Consider the following 22,921-nt stretch of genomic DNA (forward strand, 5'->3'; position numbering starts at 1 on the left):
TTAACATGAAGAAATTAATGACAGGTAACGAGGCAATAGCTCGTGGAGCCTATGAAGCTGGTGTAAAATATGCTTCAGCTTATCCAGGAACTCCAAGTACAGAAATATTAGAAAATATAGCTTTATATAAGGATGATATTCTTGCAGAATGGGCTCCGAATGAGAAGGTAGCAGTTGAGGCAGCTGCAGGTGCCTCAATAGCAGGAGCGAGAACTGTAGCATCTATGAAACATGTTGGTTTAAATGTGGCGGCAGATCCACTGTTCACAGTAGCATATACAGGTGTAACTGGAGGATTTATAATAATTACAGCAGATGAGCCAGGGCAACATTCATCACAAAATGAGCAAGACAATAGAAATTATGCTAGAGCAGCTAAAATTCCAATGTTTGAACCATCAACTAGCCAAGAAGCTAAAGATATGTTCAAGGAAGCATTTGAAATAAGTGAGAAATTTGATACGCCAGTTTTATATAGATTAACAACTAGACTATGTCATTCAAAGGGGATAGTTGAGTGTGAAGATAGAAAAGAAGTTGGAATAAAAGAGTATGTAAAAGACGCACATAAATATGTTACAGTTCCTGCAAACTCAAGAGTATTAAGAGGGAAGGTAGAAGAAAGACTTCACAATTTAGAAAAGTTTTCTAATGAAACTGATCTTAACTCTATTGAATTAAATGATACTAAAGTAGGAATTATTGCATCAGGAATGTGTATAAATTTTGCAAAAGAAGTGTTTGGAAATGATGCATCTTATTTAAAACTAGGATTTACTTTCCCAATGCCAGATGAAAAAATAAAAGAGTTTGCATCTAAAGTAGAAAAAATATATGTTATAGAAGAAAATGATGAATTTATAGAAGAGCATGTTAAAGCTTTAGGCATAAATTGTCATGGTAAAGATGTATTTCCAGCATATGGAGAAATGACACCGGATGTTATAAGAAAAGCTATATATGGAAAAACATTTGATCACTTAGAAGCAAATGAAGAATTATTAGTTCCAAGACCACCAACATTCTGTGCAGGATGTCCACATAGAGGTTTATTCTATGAACTAGGGAAAAGAAAAGATGTAGTTATAACTGGAGATATAGGATGTTATACTCTAGGATTTGCACCACCATATAATGCGATGGATTGTGTAGTTTGTATGGGTGCATCTTTGGGTTCAGGACATGGAGCACAACAAGTTTTCAACATGGTAGAAGGAAATAAGAAAAGAGTTGTAGGAGTGCTTGGAGATTCAACATTCTTCCATACAGGAATAAATGGGCTTTTAGATATTATTTATAACAATGGTAATGCAATATCAATAATATTAGATAATAGAATTACTGGTATGACAGGACATCAAGAAAATCCAGGTTCTGGATTTAAATTACAAGGTGAGCCAACTAATGAAATAAGTATAGAAGAAGTAGTTAGAGCTTGTGGTGTGAAAAATTTAAGAGTAATAAATCCTAATGATTTAAAAGAAGTAAATGATACTCTTGATTGGGCATTTGCGAATGAAGAGGCATCTGTAATCATTACAAGATGGCCATGTGCTCTTAAAAAATTCTCTAAAGAAGATATAGAAGAGTTTAATAAGCCATTTACAACAAAATGTGAAGTTGTAGAAGATTTATGTATAGGATGTAAAAAATGTACTAAGACAGGATGTCCAGCAATTTCATACAATAAAGAAACTAAAAAATCTAAAATAGATAGAAATCAATGTTTAGGATGTGAAGTATGTGCACAAGTATGTCCTAAAGAAGCGATAGTAAAGGAGGTAAAATAATATGACTAAAAGTATTATGTTAGTAGGTGTAGGTGGTCAAGGGACTATACTTGCAAGTAAATTATTAACTATAGGATTAATGGAAGCTGGATACGATGTAAAGATGAGCGAAATACATGGTATGAGCCAAAGAGGTGGATCAGTTTCTTCTCAAGTAAGATATAGTGATGATAATGTTTATTCTCCTGTTATTGAAATTGGTGGAGCAGATATGATAGTTTCTTTTGAAAAAATGGAAGCTTTAAGATATTTAAAATATTTAAAACCAGAAGGAAAAGTAGTTGTAAATAATTATAGATTAAACTCAGTATCTACATTAGTAGGAAAATTTGAATACAAAGAAGAAGAAATAGATTTAGAATTAAAAAGATTAAATGCAAAAATTATAGATGCAGCAAAAAAAGCTGAAGAATTAGGAAATGCAAAAGTAATGAATGTTATATTATTAGGTTCTTTAGTAAAATCAATGAAGTTAGAAAAAATTGACTGGGAAGATATAATCAGAAAAAATGTAAAAGAAAAGTTTGTTGATTTAAATATAAAAGCTTTCCGAATGGGAATGGAGCTAGTAGAATCTGAAGTAAGTAAAGCAGCTGTTTAAATTTATTTAGCCATATAAAATCAAAAGCTATTATAAGTTTTTCTTATAATAGCTTTTGATATCTATCTTGGTGAAAGGTTAAATTTTTAAAAATATAAAAAATTATAAAAAGGGGATAAAAATATGACTTATAGAGTTTTAGCCATAAATCCTGGCTCAACATCAACGAAATTTGCAGTATATGATGGAGAAAATCAAGTTTTTGCAAACACATTAAATCATTCAGTTGAAGAATTATCAAAATTTAAGTCTATAATGGATCAATTTGAAATGAGAAAAAATGAGGTAGAAAAAGCTTTAAAAGAAAATAACATAGAATTAAAAAGTATAAATGCAGTAGTTGGAAGATGTGGAGGATTACCACCAGTCAAATCAGGTGCATATTTAATAAATGAGGAAATGATAGACAGATTAACTAATAGACCTACATTAGATCATGCATCGAACTTGGGTGCTATAATTTCATATTCCATTGCCAATGAAATAGGTGTTAACTCTTATATATATGATCCAGTTTGTGTTGATGAAAGTGGCGATATAGCAAAAGTATCAGGACTTAATGGCTTGGATAGAGTTTGTTTAACTCATGCTTTAAATACTAGAGCAATGGCAATAAAATATGCCAAAATGAATCATAAAAACTATAATGATTTAAATTTAATAGTTGCTCATTTAGGTGGAGGTATAAGTCTAAATGTTCATGAGAAAGGAAAGATGGTAGACTTTGTTTCTGATGAAGAAGGACCATTTTCACCAGAAAGAGCAGGAAGACTGCCTGCAAAAATGTTAGTTGATTTATGTTACTCTGGTAAATATACTCATAAAGAAATGGTTAAAAATGTAAGAGGTAAAGGAGGCATAGTTTCATATTTAGATACTGTTGATGCTAGAGAGGTTGAAGAAAGAATAGCAAATGGTGATGAATATGCAAAATTAATATATGATGCTCTAGCTTTACAAGTTGCAAAATCTATTGGTGAACTTGCTACAGTTGTTAATGGTGATGTGGATGCTATAATTATAACTGGTGGAATTGCATACTCTAAATATATGAGCGAATCCATAGTTAAGAGAGTTAAGTTTATAGCACCAGTTGAAGTATTAGCTGGAGAAAATGAATTAGAAGCTTTAGCTTTTGGAGCTCTTAGAGTATTAGATGGCGAAGAAGAAGCTACAATATATAGGGAATCTGATATGGTGAAGGCTTAGAAAGAAAATTTTATAAGTGATTAAATTAACACAATTGGATATACTCCTCTAATTTTATATAATATAAATATAATTAAAATTAGGGGAGTTGTCATATGAAGGACTTTTTTACCATCGGAGAAATATCTAAGCTGTTTGATATAAATAAAAAAACATTAAGATATTATGATGAAATAGATTTATTTAAACCTAGCTTTGTTAATAAAAACAACAAGTATAGATATTACACATTAGATCAATTTCAATATTTGGAGACAATAAAGTATTTGAAAGAGTTAGGACTTTCTTTGGATAAAATAAAATATAATCTTAATAATGTGAATGCAGAAGATGTAATACATTCTTTAGAAGAACAAAATAATATTATTAATCAAAAAATAAGTGAATTACAGCTTATAAAACATAAAATTAATAATAAAATAATGCAAATTAAAGATTCTACAAGAGAAGACTTATTAGGAATTATTAGAGAACTAGATTATGATGAGAGGCAAGCTGTTAGGCTTAGACATAGTATTAAGACTGATTATGATATTGAGCTTTCTCTTAGAAAATTGACTAAGATGTCTGAAAACAAAATATTTCTAACTTATGGAACTGTTGGAGTATCCATATCTAGAGAAGATTTAATTAAGAGAGAATATGGAGAGTATAAATCTATATTTGTCATGATAGAAGAGGAAAAATACGATAAAAATTTAATTAAAATTTTTCCAAAAGGGACTTATGTTTGTATTAGATTTAATGGTATTCACAAAGATGCAGCACCATATTATGAGAAACTAATAGATTATATCAATAAGCAAGGGTATGAAATTTTAGATGATTCATTGGAGATGGAGTTAACAGATCCAAGTTTATCTTTAACTGATAAAGAAGTAGTAATGGAGTTACAAATTTTAGTTGAAAAATCTTAAATAAAGGGGAATAATTATGATAAATAAATTAGAGGATATATTACAACAATTAAAGGGCGACAAAAAAGTTATATTATCAGTGGCAGCAGCCCATGATGAAGAGGTTTTATTGGCTATACAAAGTGCAGTAGAGAAGAATATAATAGTTCCTGTTTTAATTGGTGAAGAGAATAAAATAAGAGATATTAGTAAAGAAATTGGATTTAATTTAGATGGAATTAAAATAATACAAAAAAATACAATAGAAGAATGCGCTGAAACTGCTGTAAAATTAGTTTCTTCAAAAGAAGCTGATTTTGTAATGAAGGGGTTACTGGACACATCAGTTATATTAAAAGCAGTTTTAAATAAAGAGTGGGGGCTTAGAACAGATAGTTTATTAAGTCATGTTATGGTTTATGAAATACCTACTTATGACAAGTTACTTGTAACAACAGATGGAGGTATGAACATATCACCTGATTATGAACAAAAAGTAAAAATATTAAAAAATGCAATAGAAGCAACAAAGCCTTTAGGTTTAGAAGAAATAAAGGTTGCTTGTTTAGCTGCAAAAGAAAAAGTAAATCCTAAGATGCAAGCTACAGTAGATGCAAGAGCTTTAGAAGAAGCTTGTGAAAAAGGTGCGTTTGGTGAAGGTGTAATTGTAGAAGGACCTTTAGCATTTGACTTAGCAGTATCAAAAGAAGCAGCAAGAATAAAAGGATTTGAAAGTAAGGTAGCTGGTGAAACAGACATAATGTTAATGCCAACTATAGAAGTAGGTAATGGAATAGGAAAAGCATTAACATATTTTGCAGGTGGAAAGTCTGCTGGAATAATAATGGGTGCAAAAGCTCCTATAGTTTTAGTTTCTAGAGCCGATAGTCATGAGTCAAAATTATATTCTATAGCGTATGGTGCCTTAATAGCAGGCCACAATAAATAATATGAAGAAGTTAAATCGCTGGGTATATGCTATTGTAGGAACTATAGCCTTATTATTTGCAGGCCTTATATATGCTTGGAGTGTACTATCATCTCCCATTGCAGAAGAATTTGTAAACTGGTCTACAGCACAACTGTCTTTAACCTTTACTATAGGAATGACTATGTTTTGTTTAGGAGGATTAGTTGGTGGATTATTGTCAAATAAAATTAATGTCAGAATTAATGTATGGACATCATCAATTTTATTTTTTATTGGATTTTATTTAGCATCAAAAACAACTACATTGATGGGGCTTTATTTGGGTTTTGGAGTTTTAGGTGGATTTGCTTCTGGTTTGACATACAATGCTGTAATGAGTACTATGTCAAAATGGTTTCCAGATAAACAAGGCTTAATATCAGGAATACTATTAATGGGATTTGGACTGGGAAGTTTTATAATAGGTAAAGTTTATCAAGCTTATACTCCAACAGAAATAGGTGGATGGAGAACATCCTTTATGATTTTGGGAGTTTTATTATTTATAGTTATAGGAATTGGAGGATTTTTCTTTGTAAAACCAGGAGAAGATTTTGTACCTCCAGAGACTGTAAAGAAAAAGAGAATTATAGAGCGAGGTATGGATGTTAATGCGTTAGTTATGATAAAAAGACCAACTTTTTGGTTATTTTTCTTTTGGTCATTTTTATTAAATGGAGCAGCGCTTGCTTTAATATCACAGGCAAAAGGTGTTGCTATGGAGGTTGGTCCACACTTTGACTTAAGCACTATAGCAACAGTAGTTGGATTGATTTCAATATTTAATGGTGTGGGACGTGTGGTTTATGGTGCTATGTTTGATAAAATAGGAAGACGAAAAACCATGTGGACAATTAACATAGTGTTTTTTGTATCAGCAGGAATATTAATACTTGCTTTTATAAACGATAACTTTTTATTAATGAGTTTTGGATTTATGTGCTGTGGATTTTCTTATGGAGGTATTCCAACGATAGGTTCAGCATTTATAAACACATTCTATGGTTCAACACATTATCCTGTCAATTTCTCTATAATTAACTTAAATCTAATTATTGCATCTTTAGGAAGTACTATAGCAGGTGGATTATACGATAGTAGTGGATCATACTTTAGTACATTTATATTTATGATAGGTATTATAAGTATTGGTTTTATATGTTTAATAGGTATAAAAAAGCCATAAATATTTAATATAAATGCAAAAAATTACTGGAATATAAGTTCCAGTAATTTTTTAATTGTAAGTAAATTATATGTTATCTGTTATGTGGATAACGTATAATTTCCAACTTTGTTATTTGAGCAACGGGCGAAGCCGTTGGCAATAGGAAGTAGAGCGCCCACGCAGAGGCTTAAAGTGTTTCGCCGACACGTCGCTCAAGCAAAGCGAATTTTTTATGCTTATAAAGCTCTACATTTTAGATTATTTAATTATATCTAGGTTCACGTGCTTCTATACCACTAAGAGCAGCCCAAACATAGAATATTAATCCTAAAGCTGCCCAACCAAGAATGATACCCCATTCATAAGGCCAAGATAATGAAGCTGGAGCACCAGGTAAATACATTATTCCTAGGAATAAACACATACAAATAGATACGAAGCCTACAAATCTAACTCTCTTAACTTTGTATGGTCTTAACATGTTTGGCTCTTTTCTTCTTAGTACTAAGAATGATAAGCAAACCATTGAATAAGATATTACTATACTACAACCACCTGCATTAGATAACCAAGTAAGCATATTTCTTCCTAAGAACGGTGATAAGGAAGTTAGGATACCGATTAATATTATTGCATTGCAAGGTGTTTTATATTTAGGATGTAACTTTGCTAAGAATGGTGGTAGCATACCACAAGCTGCCATAGAATAAATAGCTCTACTTCCACCTACATAGAAAGAATTCCAGCTAGTAATTATACCAGCTATTCCACCTAAAATTAATATTTTAGAAGCTATTGAACTGTTATTGTAAACTTTAGCCATAGCATCCGCTGTAACTAGAGCAGAACCTTGAATTTCTGCATGATCCATAGCAAGAGATACACCAAGTATTATCATAGCATACCAAATAACTGCCATAATAACAGATAGAATTAATATTTGGCCAATTTTCTTAAATGGTATATTCATTTCTTCTGCTGCTTGTGGGATTACATCAAAACCAACATACATGAAAGGTGTCATAACAGCTACAGCCATAAGTCCACCGACTCCATCATTAAATAGAGGTTGTATGTTTGAAGTTGAACCATTTACAAAAGATCCACTAATTAGGGCTAAACCAACTAATGTAATTAATACAGTACATAAACCTTGTAGAAATGCTGCTGTTTTTACTCCAATGTAATTTATGATAGTGATTACTATGGAACTTACTATACCCACTATAACCCATGTAGCATAAACATCAAATCCAGCAATAGTGTACATATATCCTTTCACGTAATTTGGAAATAGATACTGTAACACTGTTGGAAGTGCAACTGTCTCGAAGGCTATTACAGATATGTATCCTAATATTATCGCCCAAGTACAGATAAAAGACGCATTTCTTCCCAGCGCTCGATAACTAAAGACTTGCTCTCCACCGCACTTAGGCATAGCAGATGTTAGTTCTGCGTATGCTTGTCCTACAAATAGTACCATTACGCCACCTATAACAAAAGCTAAGATAGCACCTAAAGTTCCTGCTGTTTGTATCCATTCTCCGGATAAAACAACCCATCCCCAACCAATCATTGCTCCAAATGCAAGCACAAATACGTCAGACTTGTTTAGGACCTTGTCAAAATTATCGTTTTTACTCATATAAAGACCCCCTAAAATTTTAAATACTTACTTTGTTAAAATTTTATATAGTATAATAATATAATAACAACTTTGGTAATAAATGTAAATTGGTTCTTTTATATTCTTGTATAAAAAGTATCATATACATATAAAATCTGAATTGTAGCCTTTAAAAATTTTTCTTTGTATTAACAAATAAGATATTTTATAATAAAAAGAGTAAACAATATGATTATAAAAGTTTTATTTAAATTTAAAATGATAAATAATTTGTACTGCTGATATATATAAAGAGTAAGTATTGGAGGTTGTAATAATGAATAATAAAGATAAGGCAATAGGTGTTTTTGATTCTGGCCTAGGTGGAGTAAGTGTATTAAAAGAATTAGTTCAAGCTATGCCAAATGAAAAATTTCTATACTATGGAGATTCTGCAAATGCTCCTTATGGAATAAAAACAAAGGAAGAAATAACTGAAAGGTGTGTAGACATTATAGAGTTTTTCCTGGCTAAAGGTGTGAAAGCCATAGTAATAGCTTGTAATACGGCAACTTCTGCAGCGGCTAATATGCTTAGAGAAAAATATTCTCACCTACCAATCATAGGAATGGAGCCAGCACTAAAAGTTGCTGCTGATGGAAAGATAGATAATACCATAGTAGTAATGGCAACACCTCTTACACTAAAAGAAACAAAGTTCAATGATTTAATGGCGAGATACAGTGATGATAATACTGTAATAAAAATGCCATGTCCAGAACTTGTAAATATAGTGGAAAATGACTTATTAGATGATGAAGAAGTTGTTGAAAGCCAATTAAAAGATTATTACAAAGACTTGGATATGAGTAAAATCAATAGTGTAGTTTTAGGATGTACTCACTTTGTATTCTATAGAGAATATATGGAAAAAATATTAAATCATAGTATAAATATAGTTGATGGAAATTTAGGAACTACAAATCATTTAAAAGAAATTTTAAAGGATAAAGACGAGTTAAGGGATTATGATGAAGAGGGAAGTGTAACAATTTATAACTCTTCAGGAGATAAGAGGTTTATAAAATTGTCAGAAAAACTATTAAATAGATAAAAAACAAAGTATTAAATACTTTGTTTTTTATATTGAAGGAAATAATATGTTATATGTTTTGTATATAACGTATCATTTCCAACTTTGTTACTTGAGCAAAGCGAATTTTTTTATTCACATATTTTAAATTGTAAAATTACCTTAAATAAATCACCATCTATATTTAAATCCATAGTACCATTTTGAGTATTAATGATACTTTGAGTAATAGATAGGCCAAGACCTGAACCTTCTGTATTTCTAGAAGAATCACCACGTCTAAATCTTTCTAAAAATTCATCTGGACTTAAATTTAATCTATAGTTAGATATATTTTTAAATATTATAGATATAGTATCATTTTCAACAAATAAATCTATATAAACTCTAGTGTTAGGAGCAGAGTATTTTGTAATATTTGTTATTAAATTTTCAAAAGCTCTAAAAGTTCTTTTACCATCGGCCATAGTAAATATAGGTTCATCTGGTGTGTCTATAATAAAATCGAGTCTACTTTCTTGAATTTTATCGTCTAATTCAACAACACTTTGTATTAAAAGTTCTTTAATATCAGTTTTTTCTATATGGAATTCAATTTCACCACTACTAAGTTTTGCAGCTTCAAAAATCTCTTCAACTAGAATCTTAAGTCTTTTAGATTTTTTATCTAGAATAGATAAATAAGCTTTTCTAGTATTATCATCAATATCCTCACTTCTTAACATGTCCACATAGTTTATTATGGATGTTAAAGGTGTTTTTAAATCATGAGATACATTTGTGATTAACTCTGTTTTCATTTTTTCACTTCGAATAGCGTTATCTACTGCTTTTCCTAAACCTTCGCTCATATTATTAATGTTATTAGCAAGTCTGGCAATTTGATCATTGCCCCTAACTTCTAATTTATAGTCTATTGAACCTTCTTTTATAGATTCGATTTCTTTTGAAATATAATCTACATAATCGAATTTTTTACAAATTATTCTGAATAGATAGATACAAAGTACAAAAGTAACAAAATCTATAAATAATACAAATTTATAAGAGTATATAAAACCACCAGATATAGAATTAAGTATAATGAATAAAAATATAGTTTCTACGATTAATCCTACACATAAAGAATAAGCTAATTTTCTGTTTATTGTTTTTTTACTTTTCTTACTAAATAAAGCTTTTATAAATGGAGATAAATAAGCTTTATTTAATAAATTATTTTTGTTATAAATAATATAATTAATTAGAAACAGCAGCAATAACAAGCAAATTGCATCATAAAATACAAATTTATCATAAAAATATATATGTCTATTCATGCTATTTATACTTAAAAATACAGATATAATAACAAATAATAACGGTGCTTCTATAGTAAGTTTGTCGTATAAGTAAATCATATATTTACTGAATCGAGTTTTAGCTTTAAGATTTTTCCTATATAGATTAAAACATATAAAAATTGCAATAATTGAAACTATGCAAATAGCTACTATTGTAGAAGCCACAATTCTATTATCTGTATAATAAATTCCTGGACCAAATAGAATAAATTTTCTAACTTCTGTCTGACCATACCAACCATAATTATTCAAAAGATCTTCAAGGGTATATCTAATCAATGCAAAATGATCTCTAATCAAAAATAATAATGTATTAAAAAATAAAGAAGCAAATACAACCATTAACAAAAGAGTAACAATCTTTATATAGGGATTTTTTGAAATGAGGTCTTTATTTAATTTTTTCAATTTTATAGCCAATACCCCACACCACCTTTAAGTATTTTGGATTTTTTGAATCTATTTCAATTTTTTGACGAATTCTTCTAATATGAACAGCCACAGTTTTTTCACAATTATAAGCATCTTCCTCCCAAACTCTTTCGTATAGCTCATGAGAAGAAAACACCCTTCCTTGATTAGAAAGAAGTAATTCTAAAATTTTATACTCAATAGGTGTAACCTTTATATCATCTCCATCTAGAGTTACAGTCTTCGTTTCTTGGTTTAATTCTAAACCACCGCTTTTTAAAATTACCTTTTTATCTTCAATAGTGGAAGATGAATTTGTATCAGACATATTACCTAGATTTATATATCTTCTAAGGTGAGAACGAACTCTTGCAGTTAGCTCTAAAGGATTAAATGGTTTAGTTATATAATCATCAGCCCCCATATTTAATCCTAAAATTTTATCCATATCTTCAGATTTTGCAGACAATAAAATAATTGGTATATTTTTATCTTCTCTTATTTTCATAGTTGTTTTAAGACCATCCATATTTGGCATCATTACATCCATGATAATAAGTTTAATATCATTTTCTATAAGCATTTCTAAAGCTTGTAAACCATCATAAGCTTTTAAGATATTATATCCCTCAGGCTTTAAATAAAATTCAATAGCATCAACTATTTCTTTTTCATCATCAACAACTAAAATATTTTCATTCATAAATTCACCCCTTACAAAAATTATAGACTAATTAATTATATCAAAATAAATTACCAATAACAGTGTATAATTATTACAAATTTATAGCTATTTCTTCTTAATATGATAATTAACAAATGTAGTTGATTTAGTTATCATTATGATGATATTTTTCAAACTTTAAAATTACCTTGAATAAATCACCATCTATATTTAAATAGTACCATTTTGAGTATTAACAATACTTTGTATAATAGAAAGACCAAGTCCAGAGCCTTCAGTATTTCTAGAAGAATCGCCTCGTTTAAGTCTTTCTAAAAACTCATCTTGACTTAAATTCAGTCTATAATTTGACATATTTTTAATATTATGGATATAGTATTATTTTCAACCAATAAATCTATATAAACTCTCCTATTAGGAGCAGAGTATTTTGTTATATTTGTAATTAAATTCTCAAAAGCTCTGAAAGTTCTTTTGACATCTATATATGGTAAATACAGTTTCATCAGGTGGATCCACAATAAAATTTAATCTACGTTCTTGAATTTTATCTTCTAGTCCCACTACATTTTGTATTAAAAGTTCTTTAATATCAGTTTTTGCTATGTTGAATTCTATCTCACTGCTACTAAGTTTTGAGGCTTCAAAAATTTCTTCTACTAAAATTTTAAGTCGCTTAGATTTTTTATCTAAAATAGATAGATAAGAGTTTTTAGATTAATATTTTTTGCAATAAGGGAAATTTAATCATTACCTTTGATTTGCAATTTACAATCAATACTTGCATTTTTAACAGATTGAACTTCTTTTGAAATATACTCAATACAGTCGAATTTATTACATATCAATTTAAATACAAAAATATAAAATGTAAAATTTATAAAAACAAAATAAAAAAAATAATGCAGATGGATGTAAACACCCAGAATATATGGGAAGTACCATAACGAACTCCAGAGCCAAATAAAAAGAATTGTCTTATGAGAATACTAGATAATCAAGGTCTATTATTATAAATTTCATTAAAAAAATAGTCAAAAAACTTGGTCTCTATAAATAAATCCTATTGTTTCTGCAAAAATAGATGCAGATAAAAACATAAAAAATAAAGAAAATATTTTTAAATAGGAATTATAAGCTCTTAAATTTTTAATGTAATTTTTGATGCTTAGAATCAAAGATTATTACCTCCTTTTATATAATTTCTCTTCATCCAATCAATTATATCAAAAGAAAATATCAAAAGTAGTGCTTAATTATTACAAATTTATAACGATTTATGCGCAATATTACGTAATTGTAAGAAAATTGTTATTCTGTCGTAATCATTTAGTAATTTATAAAAGGTATAATTGATTTAAGACATGAGGGAGAAGGAGTGAATATTATGATGAATAATAAGATTAAGCTAGCAATAAGTATAGCGGCATTATTAATGTTACCATTGTTTATAACAGGATTTGAAAATGAAGAAGGTTATGGAGATACAAAATTTAAGGATAATGTAGTATTTTATGCACAACATCAAGATGACGAGACACTTTGGGCATCAGCAGCAATTATAGAGGCAATAAATGAAGTAGGAGCAGACCATGTTTATGTGGTACAGGTATCTTATGGAACGGGAATAAAGATATTTGATAAGGAAAAAACTTTTGAAAACATGAGTGAAATGGAAAAGTATAAATATAGAGAAAGAGAATTTCTTGCAGCTGTTAAGGCGTTAGGTGTAAAACGAGAAAATGTAGTTTTATTACCACAACTAAATAAAACAGGTTCAACAAGCTTTAATTTAATGGAGGAAGTTGCTTTAAAATTTGAAAAGGAATTAAAAAGTGTAACACATGTTGCTCATACTTATAAATTAGACTGGCACTTACAACATTTAAAAAATGGTGCAGTAATTCAATCTTTATATAATGCAGGACAAATAAAAGATGTAAAATATTTTGTAAAGCCGGAGTATAAAAAAGATATTCCAGAGAGTGAAAGGATATTTTATAAAGCTATAAAAAAAGAAGATAGAGATAAAATAAGAAAAGCTTGTGAACAGTATAAAATAATAGATAAAGATAAGAAAAGAGAAGGTATAGGGTATAAGTCAGATCATAGATCTTTCGATAGACTTATGGAAAACTATGATTCTATACTACACACAGCAAGTATATAAGAAAAAGGGATTGCTACAAAATTTGTAACAATCCCTTTTTTATGTGTTAAAAGTTATAATTATTACAAATAATAATAAATATGTAAAAAATTAAAATAAATAGGAGGACTAGAGATGGAAAATTTAATAGAACGTTTTGTTAAATATGCAAAAATATATACAACAAGTGATGAAGATTCAACAAGTACACCGAGTACAGAAATACAAAAAAATCTTGCTAAAATCTTAGTGGAGGACTTAAAAGAAATAGGTGTTGAGAACTCTTATATGGATGACAATGGTTATGTTTACGGATTTGTACCATCAAACACAGATAAAATGTGTAATACAATAGGTTTCATTTCTCATATGGATACTGCACCAGCAGCTTGTGGAGAAAATGTAAATCCACAAATTCATAAAAATTATAATGGTAAAGATCTTATTTTAAATAAAGAAAAAAATATTGTTTTATCCATAAATGAATTTCCGTATTTAAAAGATCAAGTAGGAAAGACTCTAATTACATCAGATGGAACTACATTGCTTGGTGCTGATGATAAAGCAGGTATAGCAGAGATTATGGAGGCTATAAAATATATAATTGAAAATAAAGACATAGAGCATGGTCCTATTGCTATAGGTTTTACACCAGACGAAGAAGTGGGGAGAGGTGCAGATTTATTTGATGTGAAAAAATTTAATGCTCATTTTGCTTACACCATAGATGGAGGGTATTTAGGAGAGTTAGAATATGAAAATTTCAATGCAGCAGGTGCTATAGTGAATATTACAGGGAAAAGTGTTCACCCTGGTTCAGCAAAGGATATTTTAATAAATGCAACTACAGTAGCAATGGAATTTCATTCATTGTTACCAGAAGATGAAGTACCAGAAAAAACAGATGGATACGATGGTTTTTATATGATAACAGATTTTAAAGGTAGTATAGAAAACGCGACGTTGAAATATATAATTAGAGATTTTGACCTAGAGAATTTACAAAAGAGAAAGGATTTATTAAAAAATATAGGTGATAGAATTAATAAAAAATATGAAAAAGAAATAGTTAAAGTAGAAGTTAAAGATGAGTATTATAATATGAAAAAAGTAATAGAGCCAGTTATGTATGTTATAGAGTTGGCTAAGAAATCCATGATAGAAGCTGGAGTAAAACCAAACATAATTCCGATAAGAGGGGGTACTGATGGTGCTAAGCTATCATATATGGGACTTCCAACGCCAAATATATTTACTGGTGGAGCAAATTTTCATGGAATCTATGAATATGTTTCAGGAGAAGATATGTTAAAAGCTAAGGAAACCATAATTAATATTATAAAAAATGATGTAATAAACCATGATAATATTAAATAACTTCTAAATAGTACAAATAGTGGAATATAATTATTAATATAGAGATTAAAAGTTTAAGAGTGTTGTTTATATGTTCAAAAATAAAGAATATAATTCTTGGGTGGTTGTTGTTATTATTATTCTTCTTTCCTATATATTTATGACTATATGCATCTTATTGGCAGCACTAGCCTTGGAAGTATTTCTAATTCAAGTTTCCTTTGCTATGATTCTATTCTCTCTATTGCTTGAAGTATTTAAGTTTGTTGAAGAGGTTATTAACGATATACTTATGGCAATTGTATTTGGTGGTATACTTCTGGGAATAGGAGTGGTTTTATTATAAGATATGGAGCTTGCTTAGATACAGGGTCAGAAGGTTTAGATCAAGCAAAAGTAGACTTATATGCTGTTGTTACAAGGCTAGAAGTAAGAGGACTTAAGAAAATAGTTGAAGCGGATGATGTATCTGATTTTCTGACAATCACAGATGTGGGTAAAATCGTTGGACAACATATTAAAGACAAAGAAAGTTTAAATATAAATAGATAATTTAAAGATACAAAAAGCATATACTAAGCAAAATTATAAGAGTCTGATACTTTACTTAATATATGCTTTTTAATTATGTAATGAATTTTACCAAATAGGTAAATCCTTTGGAGTTCTTAGTTTTTTATGTTTAAAAGTAGGTACATTTAATTCTTCGGCAAGCTTTTTAATTTGATTTTTATAACCAGACTTTAAATTATCATGAATTACTATTCCGTCAATACTACCAATAATAGAGTCAGTACACTTTTTTAATAAATCATATTTTTCATCTTTATCATATTCACCTTGAACTAACCATTGATTAGGAAGAACATGTCCCACAGAAATTTTATAATCCTTATCTATAATAATATTTGAGAAAGTTTCCTCAAAGTGCATACCGCCAGTGCAAAGAAGGATTTTTACTTCTTCTTCATCAGAGAAAACCTCTTGCAAAGATGTAGCCAGGGTCTTTACAGCAGTTTCATTAGTCCAACTCTCCAAAGTACTGCCTATTTCTATATCAAATAGAGGAACTTGATATTTATCTATTAAATTAATATTTCCATCTCTTATGGTACCTGTCCAATGAGTTCCTTCAGTCATTACCTTAAAATCATCTAGATTATTTTCAACTCTATGTTTTTCTATAGAAACTAATAAATTTCTTAAATATAGAGGATTGGAAGGAGCGTACACTCCTCCTACAACATCACCAGTTGAATGAACTGTAAGAATTTTATCTGGAGCTTTTTCTCCACCATGCCAGTTTACAACACCAGCTATGTCATAGTCTGAAAAGAACTCATTTAAAATAGGTATGTATTTATCGTAATCATAGCTTAAAACTTTATTAGTCTCTACATAAGTAAATAAATTATTATTTTTATCAACATAATTATAAATATCTCTGTTATCAAATTTTGTATTGCTCAACTTAAGGGGATAATTATTTTTTAAGTAGTTAAGAACCCTTGGTGCAACTTCATCTCTTTCATAATCTGTACAGAAAAAATATACAGCTTTTTTATTATAATTCATTGAAATTACCTTCCTTCCACAAATGAACTTGGATTTTTACCATCATAAATTATTTCATCATATCCTATAGGGTCAGTATTGCCTTCTGTACTAAATATTAAAACTACAGAGTCTGAATTTAAATTCATAGCTTCTTTTATTTTTTTTAATTCATCTCTTTCCATTAATAAAGATAGTAACCCAAGACCAACTGCTCCAGATTCTCCAGAAATAATTTTTTTATCATCTCCTATAGGAGATGATAAAATCCTCATTCCTTTAGCACTTACATAATCAGGACAAGCAGCATAGAAAGATGCAAAATCTCTAAGAATAGGCCAAGTAGCAGTATTGGGTTCACCGCAATTTAGACCCGCCATTATTGTTTGTAAATCTCCAGTAACTGCATGAGGATTTCCGTCACCAGACAAAGCTGATTTATAAATACAAGCAACAGTTTTTGGCTCCACAATTGTGGTAATAGGAGGATTACCTTTATACTTATTTGCGAAATATCCTAAAACTCCTCCAGCCATTGAGCCTACACCAGCCTGCAAAAATAAGTGAGTAGGTTTTTCAATACCATATTCTTGTAATTGATCATAAGCTTCATTTGCCATTGTCGTATACCCTTGGGTAATAAAATTAGGAACATCTTCATATCCACCCCAAGCTGTATCTTGAACTAGATACCAGTTATTTTCCTCAGCTAACTTAGCAGCTTTTCTTACAGCATCATCATAATTAAGGTCCGTAATAGTTACTTCATAAGCTCCAACTTGGCGAATTGCCTCAGCTCTAACTTCTACAGTTCCTTTTGGCATAAGAACTATAGATTTGCATCCTAATTTTGATGCAGCAAATGCCACACCTTTACCGTGATTTCCGTCTGTAGCAGTTATAAAAACCATATCTTTCAAATATTCTTTTATTTCAGGGCTTTGCAAATCTTCAAAAGTTGTTTTGCTATCATCTAGATTTAGTTTTTTACATACTATTTTAAAAATAGCATATAAACCACCCAAACCTTTAAAAGCATTTAAATTAAATCTATAGGATTCATCTTTAATATAAATTCCTTTAATATTTAGTTTTTTTGCTAAATTGTTTAAAGATATAAGAGGTGTTATTTTATAGTTACTAATTGATGAGTGAAAATTCCTTACTCTGTCAGATATTTCTTCATTTAAAAATAGAGGTAAATTATGATTGTCCGTAGATGTTGAAATTACATTAATTCCTAATTGTTCTTCAAAGCTTATCATCTTATATTCCTCCAAATATATAATTTATAAAAACTAGTATAAAATAATTATAGCAAAATATAGCTGTTGTTATTGAAGGTAAAGATAAAATACTTGTAGTATTATAAGTTTATATTCCAAAATGAAGAAAAAGTATAATATAATAATTGTATTAATAGAAATAAATACAAGGATGTGAAAAAATGCAAAATAAAAACTCTATTATGGCAACGTTCTTTATAGGTACTATAGGGGTTATGCTTATATTGAGTGGAATAATTTTTCTTATTTATTGTTTTTCATATGAGGTGAAAAATAAGAAAAAAGTGTACAATGAATCAAAGATATTAGCCATAGTATGTATAATAATTGGAATAATAATGTCGACTTTATCATTTTTATATTTTACATATTAGGGTATTATAAATTATCTAGAATATAAGGGGGGATGTATTATGTCATTTACAAGTAAAATACTTTTGTTTTTTGTAATCTTGGGGGCAATTAATATAATCATACTTTTAGTAATAAAGAATAAATCTAGATCTATAAAGGTTGAAAAAAAGGAAAAACGCAAAAAAGGTGATATAAGAGTATTAAATTATGATGATGAAGATTTACTTTGTATGGTGGACAATGATTTAGAGTTTAAGTATGGGTATGGATGTAGTGATTTAGAAGTATTTAAAAATATGAAGACAACTCATAGAAATATGTATACTTTACTCTGGTTTGATACAGAGATGCAAAATGGAGGATTAGGAGAATATTTTTTTAATGTAAGCAATATAACTATGAATTATTTAGAAAAAGCGCTTGAAGACGTGAAGGCTTTGGAATTATTCAAAGAATATAGGCAATTTATGGAAAAAAATAATGTCATAGAAGCAATAAATTATATAAATAAAAGAAGTGTTGAAGAGTATTCTGAATTTATGAGTGAGTTTGATTTTTCTAACTTTAATAACTTATACGAAAAAATAGATTTAAGATTATTTATGGCTAATTATATTAGAGAAAATATAGTTGATTTTTCTGATTTAAGTGAAGAAGAATTAAAAATTTTAAGAGAAATGGAAGAAGAACAAAAGTTAATAGAAAATAATTAAGTGAATATAAAATGCCACCCATTTTGGGTGGCATTTTATAAGCTTAAGATAAAATACTTTATAGAGGAGACGTTATGAGCGAACAAATTGATTTAACTAGTGGTAATATTGTTGAAAAATTGGTAAAACTATCATTACCGATAATGGGAACTGCTTTTATACAAATTGCCTACAGCCTTATAGATATGATTTGGGTTGGAAAAATAGGTAGTAAGTCTGTGGCTGCAGTTGGAACAGCAGGATTTTATCCTTGGCTTGCCATGGCATTTATTATGATTTCGAAAGTCGGTGGAGATATTAAAGTTGCACAAAGTGTAGGAGAAAAAAATGAAAAAGGCACTAAATACTATATTAAATCTGCAATTGAGATTAATATGATTTTATCTTTTTTGTATAGTTTAGTTCTAATCTGTTTTAAGAGTCCGCTTGTTGGATTTTTTAAATTAGAAGATATGGAAGTTATTAATATGGCTGAGCAATATTTAGTTATTGTAGGATTCGGTATGATGTTTTATTTTATAAACCCTGTATTTACATCAATATTCTTAGGCCTAGGAAATAGCAAGTCACCATTTAAAATAAATACAATAGGTTTAGTTACTAATATTATTCTAGACCCAGTGTTAATATTTGGGATAGGACCATTACCTGAAATGGGGGTGGAGGGTGCTGCTCTTGCTACGATTATATCTCATATAGTTGTGTCATTATGTTTTATCTATTTAATTATGAAAGATAATGCAAATCATTTTAAAATTAAACTATTTAGGGAAATTGATTTTAGTTATTATAAAACTTTATTTGTACTTGGGATACCAGTGGCACTTCAAAATGGATTATTTACTATTTTTTCTATGATAATGGGAGTTATAGTAGCATCTTTTGGGCCAGTAGCAATTGCAGTTCAAAAAGTAGGGTCTCAAATAGAATCCATATCTTGGAATAGTTGTGAAGGATTTGCATCGGCTTTATCTAGTTTTGTAGGGCAAAATTATGGTGCTAAGAAAATTGATAGAATAAATAAAAGTATTAAATATGCATTAATAGGTGTATTTATATGGGGTATTTTAACAACAGTAATATTAGTATTTTTAGGAGAGCCAATATTTAGATCTTTTATAAATGAACCAGAGGCAATTTTAAAAGGCGTAGATTATTTAAAAATACTAGGATATTCCCAACTTTTTATGTGTTTAGAAATTACAGTTGCTGGAATTTTTAAAGGATTAGGTAGAACATATATACCTTCAATAATAATTGCAGTATTAACTGGTTGTAGAATACCATTAGCAATTTTACTTTGCAGGCCTGATATACTTGGGTTAAATGGAGTTTGGTGGAGTATAACATTAAGTAGTATGGTAAAAGGTATTTTATTGGTGAGTATTTTGGTTGTCCTTAGGAAAACACATAAATTATATTTGAGTGAAGATTATCTATAAGTAAAAACTATTGCATTATAGACTATGGAGTTACACCATAGTCTATAATGTTTTTAGAAATAAAAAGGAGTTGAGAAATTGAAGTTTTCAATAGGACAGGTAAGTAAATTATTTGAGATAAGTAAAGATACTTTAAGACATTATGATAAAATTGGAGTTTTAAAGCCAGAAGTGAATGAAACTAATGGATATAGATATTATTATGAAGAAGATCTTGAGAAGTTAGGATTAATACTTGAAACTAAATATCTTGGAATACCTCTTTCTGAAATAAAAAAACTATAGAAAGTGAAAGTTTAATGCAGTATAAAAATTTAATTGAAAAACAAGAAGAATCTATAAAGAAACAAATAGAAGAATTAAGGATAAAAGAAAAACACTTACAAGAATCTAGAGAAACACTAGATAAAATAATAAAGTTTAAAAATGAATATGATTTTAGTAAGTTAAATATATATGAAAAATCAATGAATCTTTATGGAATTAAGTTCAAAAAAATATTTGATGGAAGCTTTTATAAACAATTTTTATTAGAGTTAGAAGAAGGTTTAGGATTTGATGAAGAAGAGTATTACTACATTCATCAAATTTTAGAAGATGGAACCTTAGAAGAAAATCAATATGAGATTTATATAAAAGAAAATAAAAATAATAAAGATTTAATTCAAAAGTATATAGCTAAAAAAGATTTAGAAGTAAGTAAAAAATATTTAAGTGGTAATGTTATTTCAACTTGTTTTTATGGAAATGAAGAGGAATTAAATGAATATATAGTATCTCTTAGTAAGTATTTTAATGAAAATAAATGTACAAATGTTTATATAATGTATGATTTTTCTTTGCCAAAACAAAATAATAAGGACGATTATTTTGTGAAAATAATTTTAGAAATAAAAAATAGTTGACTGTAGACTTACTCCATTCTTTAGAATAAGAAAATGAAGAAAGAATTAGGAGGTAAAGTTTTGAATTTATTTAAAAATAGAGTATTCACAACAATTTTATTTACAGATATAATACAGCAAGCAGCTATCTGGATAAGAAATATATCTGTAATGTTTTTTATTATGGATGTTACCAATAAGGATCCAATGGCAATTTCTGCACTAAATTTTGTAGAAATGGTACCTATGTTTTTATTAACTTTTTTAGGGGGAATAATAGCTGATAAATATAATCCTAAGAAATTAATGTTTCTAGGGGATTTTTTAAGTTTTATTTCTTTTGTGATTTTAGGGTCTTTAATTAGTAAAGGATATATGGTAGCTATATTTATAACAGTGTTAATATCGGCTATAGTTACGCAATTTTCTTATCCTGCATCACAAAAATATTTTAAAGAATATGTAGATGAGAAAGAGATTGATTTGGCTATAGGGATCTCTCAACTATTAGCATCCATATTTCCTATAATAGGACCATTTTTAGGATCATATTTTTATTTTACTTTTGGAATAGGAAAAACATTATTAATAATAGCCTTTATGTTTTTACTTTCTGTGGCTCTTATCATTACACTACCAAACAAACAATTTGAAAAAATAGAAAGTGATGGATTTATAGAGGATGCAAGGCTTACATTTAATTACGTGAACAATAAAAAGGTGATAAAAGTTTTTGCAAAAATGTTATTTATTCTTTCCTTTGGTATTGGAATATCAGGTAATTTAGATATATTTTTGATTACAGAAAGATTGGGATTAAATGAAGAGTTTTATCAGTTTTTCTCAGGTATTGCAGGAATTGGGGCGGTAGTTGGGGGATTATTATATATTGCAATATCCAAATATTTAAAAGATATGAAGATCGTATATTCTTTAATAGGAGTATTTGCTATAACAGTATTTTTAGAAGGATATTCAACATTACCTGTATTTACAATGATTTTACAATTCATAGATAATGTTATAGGTGCTTTATTAAGTGGATATGTAATGACACTTATGACTAAAATAACAGATCAAGAATACTTGGGTAAAGTAAATGGACTTACATCAACATTAATGTATTTTGGATTGATGATATCATTTGTTTTATCGGGTGTAATACTTAAATATTCATCAATAGTAATAGCATTTTCTTTAGCGAGTTTTACATTTGTTGTATGCTTTATAATGCTTTATAGAGAAATTAAAAGAGGATTATTGGATGATTTAAATAATTAGTTAAAATCAAATTTATATTATATAACTGCAATTATAATATAAATTTGATTTTTTTATTGTAAGGAAATTATATGTTATCTGTTCTATGGATAACATATAATTTATAACTTTGTGACTTGAGCAACGG

Annotated in this window: 22 protein-coding genes; 16 read left to right on the plus strand and 6 right to left on the minus strand. The window is 28.6% G+C overall.

The features are described from left to right. Positions 1 to 5: 5 nt before the first annotated feature. From iorA to QX51_RS14080, 6 genes are all read left to right on the plus strand, one after another. The gene (gene iorA, locus QX51_RS14055) at positions 6 to 1,790 is read left to right on the plus strand and encodes an indolepyruvate ferredoxin oxidoreductase subunit alpha (protein WP_039680528.1); all 1,785 of its coding nucleotides are present in this window, start codon (positions 6 to 8) and stop codon (positions 1,788 to 1,790) included. A gap of 1 nt (position 1,791) precedes the next feature. Beyond that, complete coding sequence (locus QX51_RS14060) at positions 1,792 to 2,391, plus strand: indolepyruvate oxidoreductase subunit beta (protein WP_039680529.1); 600 nt, start codon at positions 1,792 to 1,794, stop codon at positions 2,389 to 2,391. Positions 2,392 to 2,514: 123 nt separating this feature from the next. Further along, positions 2,515 to 3,600, plus strand: a complete 1,086-nt coding sequence (gene buk, locus QX51_RS14065; protein ID WP_039680530.1) for a butyrate kinase — start codon at positions 2,515 to 2,517, stop codon at positions 3,598 to 3,600. A gap of 95 nt (positions 3,601 to 3,695) precedes the next feature. Next, a complete protein-coding gene (locus QX51_RS14070) occupies positions 3,696 to 4,517 on the plus strand; it encodes a MerR family transcriptional regulator (RefSeq protein ID WP_039680531.1) in 822 nt (273 codons plus the stop codon). Positions 4,518 to 4,533: 16 nt separating this feature from the next. After that, positions 4,534 to 5,445: a bifunctional enoyl-CoA hydratase/phosphate acetyltransferase gene (locus tag QX51_RS14075; RefSeq protein WP_039680532.1), complete on the plus strand. Its 912-nt coding sequence runs from the start codon at positions 4,534 to 4,536 to the stop codon at positions 5,443 to 5,445. Position 5,446: 1 nt separating this feature from the next. Continuing rightward, entirely contained in the window at positions 5,447 to 6,652 is a 1,206-nt protein-coding gene (locus tag QX51_RS14080; RefSeq protein ID WP_039680533.1) for an MFS transporter, read from the plus strand. 244 nt (positions 6,653 to 6,896) lie between these two features. Here the strand turns inward: QX51_RS14080 and QX51_RS14085 are convergent, their stop codons facing one another. Next, positions 6,897 to 8,282, minus strand: coding sequence for an APC family permease (locus QX51_RS14085; protein WP_039680534.1), 1,386 nt, complete (start codon positions 8,280 to 8,282; stop codon positions 6,897 to 6,899). 298 nt (positions 8,283 to 8,580) lie between these two features. On the opposite strand from QX51_RS14085, the gene murI reads away from it, so the two are divergent. Further along, positions 8,581 to 9,357 (plus strand): glutamate racemase, encoded by a 777-nt coding sequence (gene murI, locus QX51_RS14090; RefSeq protein ID WP_039680535.1) that lies wholly within the window; start codon positions 8,581 to 8,583, stop codon positions 9,355 to 9,357. Positions 9,358 to 9,467: 110 nt separating this feature from the next. Here murI and QX51_RS14095 read toward each other — a convergent pair whose 3' ends face one another. The 3 genes from QX51_RS14095 to QX51_RS20710 all read right to left on the minus strand — a co-directional run bounded on the left by QX51_RS14095 (position 9,468) and on the right by QX51_RS20710 (position 12,129). Next, a complete protein-coding gene (locus tag QX51_RS14095; RefSeq protein WP_242842748.1) occupies positions 9,468 to 10,979 on the minus strand; it encodes a HAMP domain-containing sensor histidine kinase in 1,512 nt (503 codons plus the stop codon). Positions 10,980 to 11,070: 91 nt separating this feature from the next. After that, positions 11,071 to 11,793, minus strand: coding sequence for a response regulator transcription factor (locus QX51_RS14100; protein WP_039680536.1), 723 nt, complete (start codon positions 11,791 to 11,793; stop codon positions 11,071 to 11,073). Between the two features lie 192 nt (positions 11,794 to 11,985). Then, entirely contained in the window at positions 11,986 to 12,129 is a 144-nt protein-coding gene (locus QX51_RS20710) for an ATP-binding protein (protein ID WP_161791928.1), read from the minus strand. 1,033 nt (positions 12,130 to 13,162) lie between these two features. Here QX51_RS20710 and QX51_RS14105 point away from each other — a divergent pair. The 3 genes from QX51_RS14105 to QX51_RS21255 all read left to right on the plus strand — a co-directional run bounded on the left by QX51_RS14105 (position 13,163) and on the right by QX51_RS21255 (position 15,626). After that, complete coding sequence (locus tag QX51_RS14105) at positions 13,163 to 13,945, plus strand: PIG-L deacetylase family protein (protein WP_052233068.1); 783 nt, start codon at positions 13,163 to 13,165, stop codon at positions 13,943 to 13,945. A gap of 114 nt (positions 13,946 to 14,059) precedes the next feature. After that, positions 14,060 to 15,301 (plus strand): peptidase T, encoded by a 1,242-nt coding sequence (gene pepT, locus QX51_RS14110; RefSeq protein ID WP_039680537.1) that lies wholly within the window; start codon positions 14,060 to 14,062, stop codon positions 15,299 to 15,301. Positions 15,302 to 15,440: 139 nt separating this feature from the next. Beyond that, on the plus strand, positions 15,441 to 15,626 hold the full coding sequence (locus tag QX51_RS21255) for a YitT family protein (protein WP_242842749.1): 186 nt from the start codon (positions 15,441 to 15,443) through the stop codon (positions 15,624 to 15,626). Between the two features lie 293 nt (positions 15,627 to 15,919). Here the strand turns inward: QX51_RS21255 and QX51_RS14120 are convergent, their stop codons facing one another. Continuing rightward, positions 15,920 to 16,855: a D-aminoacyl-tRNA deacylase gene (locus tag QX51_RS14120; protein WP_039680539.1), complete on the minus strand. Its 936-nt coding sequence runs from the start codon at positions 16,853 to 16,855 to the stop codon at positions 15,920 to 15,922. Positions 16,856 to 16,860: 5 nt separating this feature from the next. Next, positions 16,861 to 18,099, minus strand: a complete 1,239-nt coding sequence (gene dpaL / locus QX51_RS14125; RefSeq protein WP_039680540.1) for a diaminopropionate ammonia-lyase — start codon at positions 18,097 to 18,099, stop codon at positions 16,861 to 16,863. A 182-nt stretch (positions 18,100 to 18,281) separates the two neighbouring features. Between dpaL and QX51_RS14130 the strand changes: the two genes are divergently transcribed. From QX51_RS14130 to QX51_RS14150, 6 genes are all read left to right on the plus strand, one after another. Next, entirely contained in the window at positions 18,282 to 18,494 is a 213-nt protein-coding gene (locus tag QX51_RS14130; RefSeq protein ID WP_039680541.1) for a hypothetical protein, read from the plus strand. Positions 18,495 to 18,533: 39 nt separating this feature from the next. Further along, positions 18,534 to 19,187 carry a DMP19 family protein gene (locus QX51_RS14135; RefSeq protein ID WP_039680542.1) on the plus strand — a complete coding sequence of 218 codons (654 nt, stop codon included), beginning with the start codon at positions 18,534 to 18,536 and terminating at the stop codon, positions 19,185 to 19,187. A gap of 74 nt (positions 19,188 to 19,261) precedes the next feature. Next, entirely contained in the window at positions 19,262 to 20,629 is a 1,368-nt protein-coding gene (locus QX51_RS14140; RefSeq protein WP_039680543.1) for an MATE family efflux transporter, read from the plus strand. Positions 20,630 to 20,707: 78 nt separating this feature from the next. Next, complete coding sequence (locus tag QX51_RS19610) at positions 20,708 to 20,914, plus strand: MerR family transcriptional regulator (RefSeq protein ID WP_052233069.1); 207 nt, start codon at positions 20,708 to 20,710, stop codon at positions 20,912 to 20,914. Positions 20,915 to 20,928: 14 nt separating this feature from the next. Then, positions 20,929 to 21,534, plus strand: coding sequence for a hypothetical protein (locus tag QX51_RS14145; RefSeq protein ID WP_052233070.1), 606 nt, complete (start codon positions 20,929 to 20,931; stop codon positions 21,532 to 21,534). Positions 21,535 to 21,567: 33 nt separating this feature from the next. After that, positions 21,568 to 22,794 (plus strand): MFS transporter, encoded by a 1,227-nt coding sequence (locus QX51_RS14150; protein ID WP_074429492.1) that lies wholly within the window; start codon positions 21,568 to 21,570, stop codon positions 22,792 to 22,794. Positions 22,795 to 22,921 lie beyond the last annotated feature (127 nt).

It is taken from the genome of Terrisporobacter othiniensis, assembly GCF_000808015.1.
Lineage (GTDB): Bacteria > Bacillota > Clostridia > Peptostreptococcales > Peptostreptococcaceae > Terrisporobacter > Terrisporobacter muris.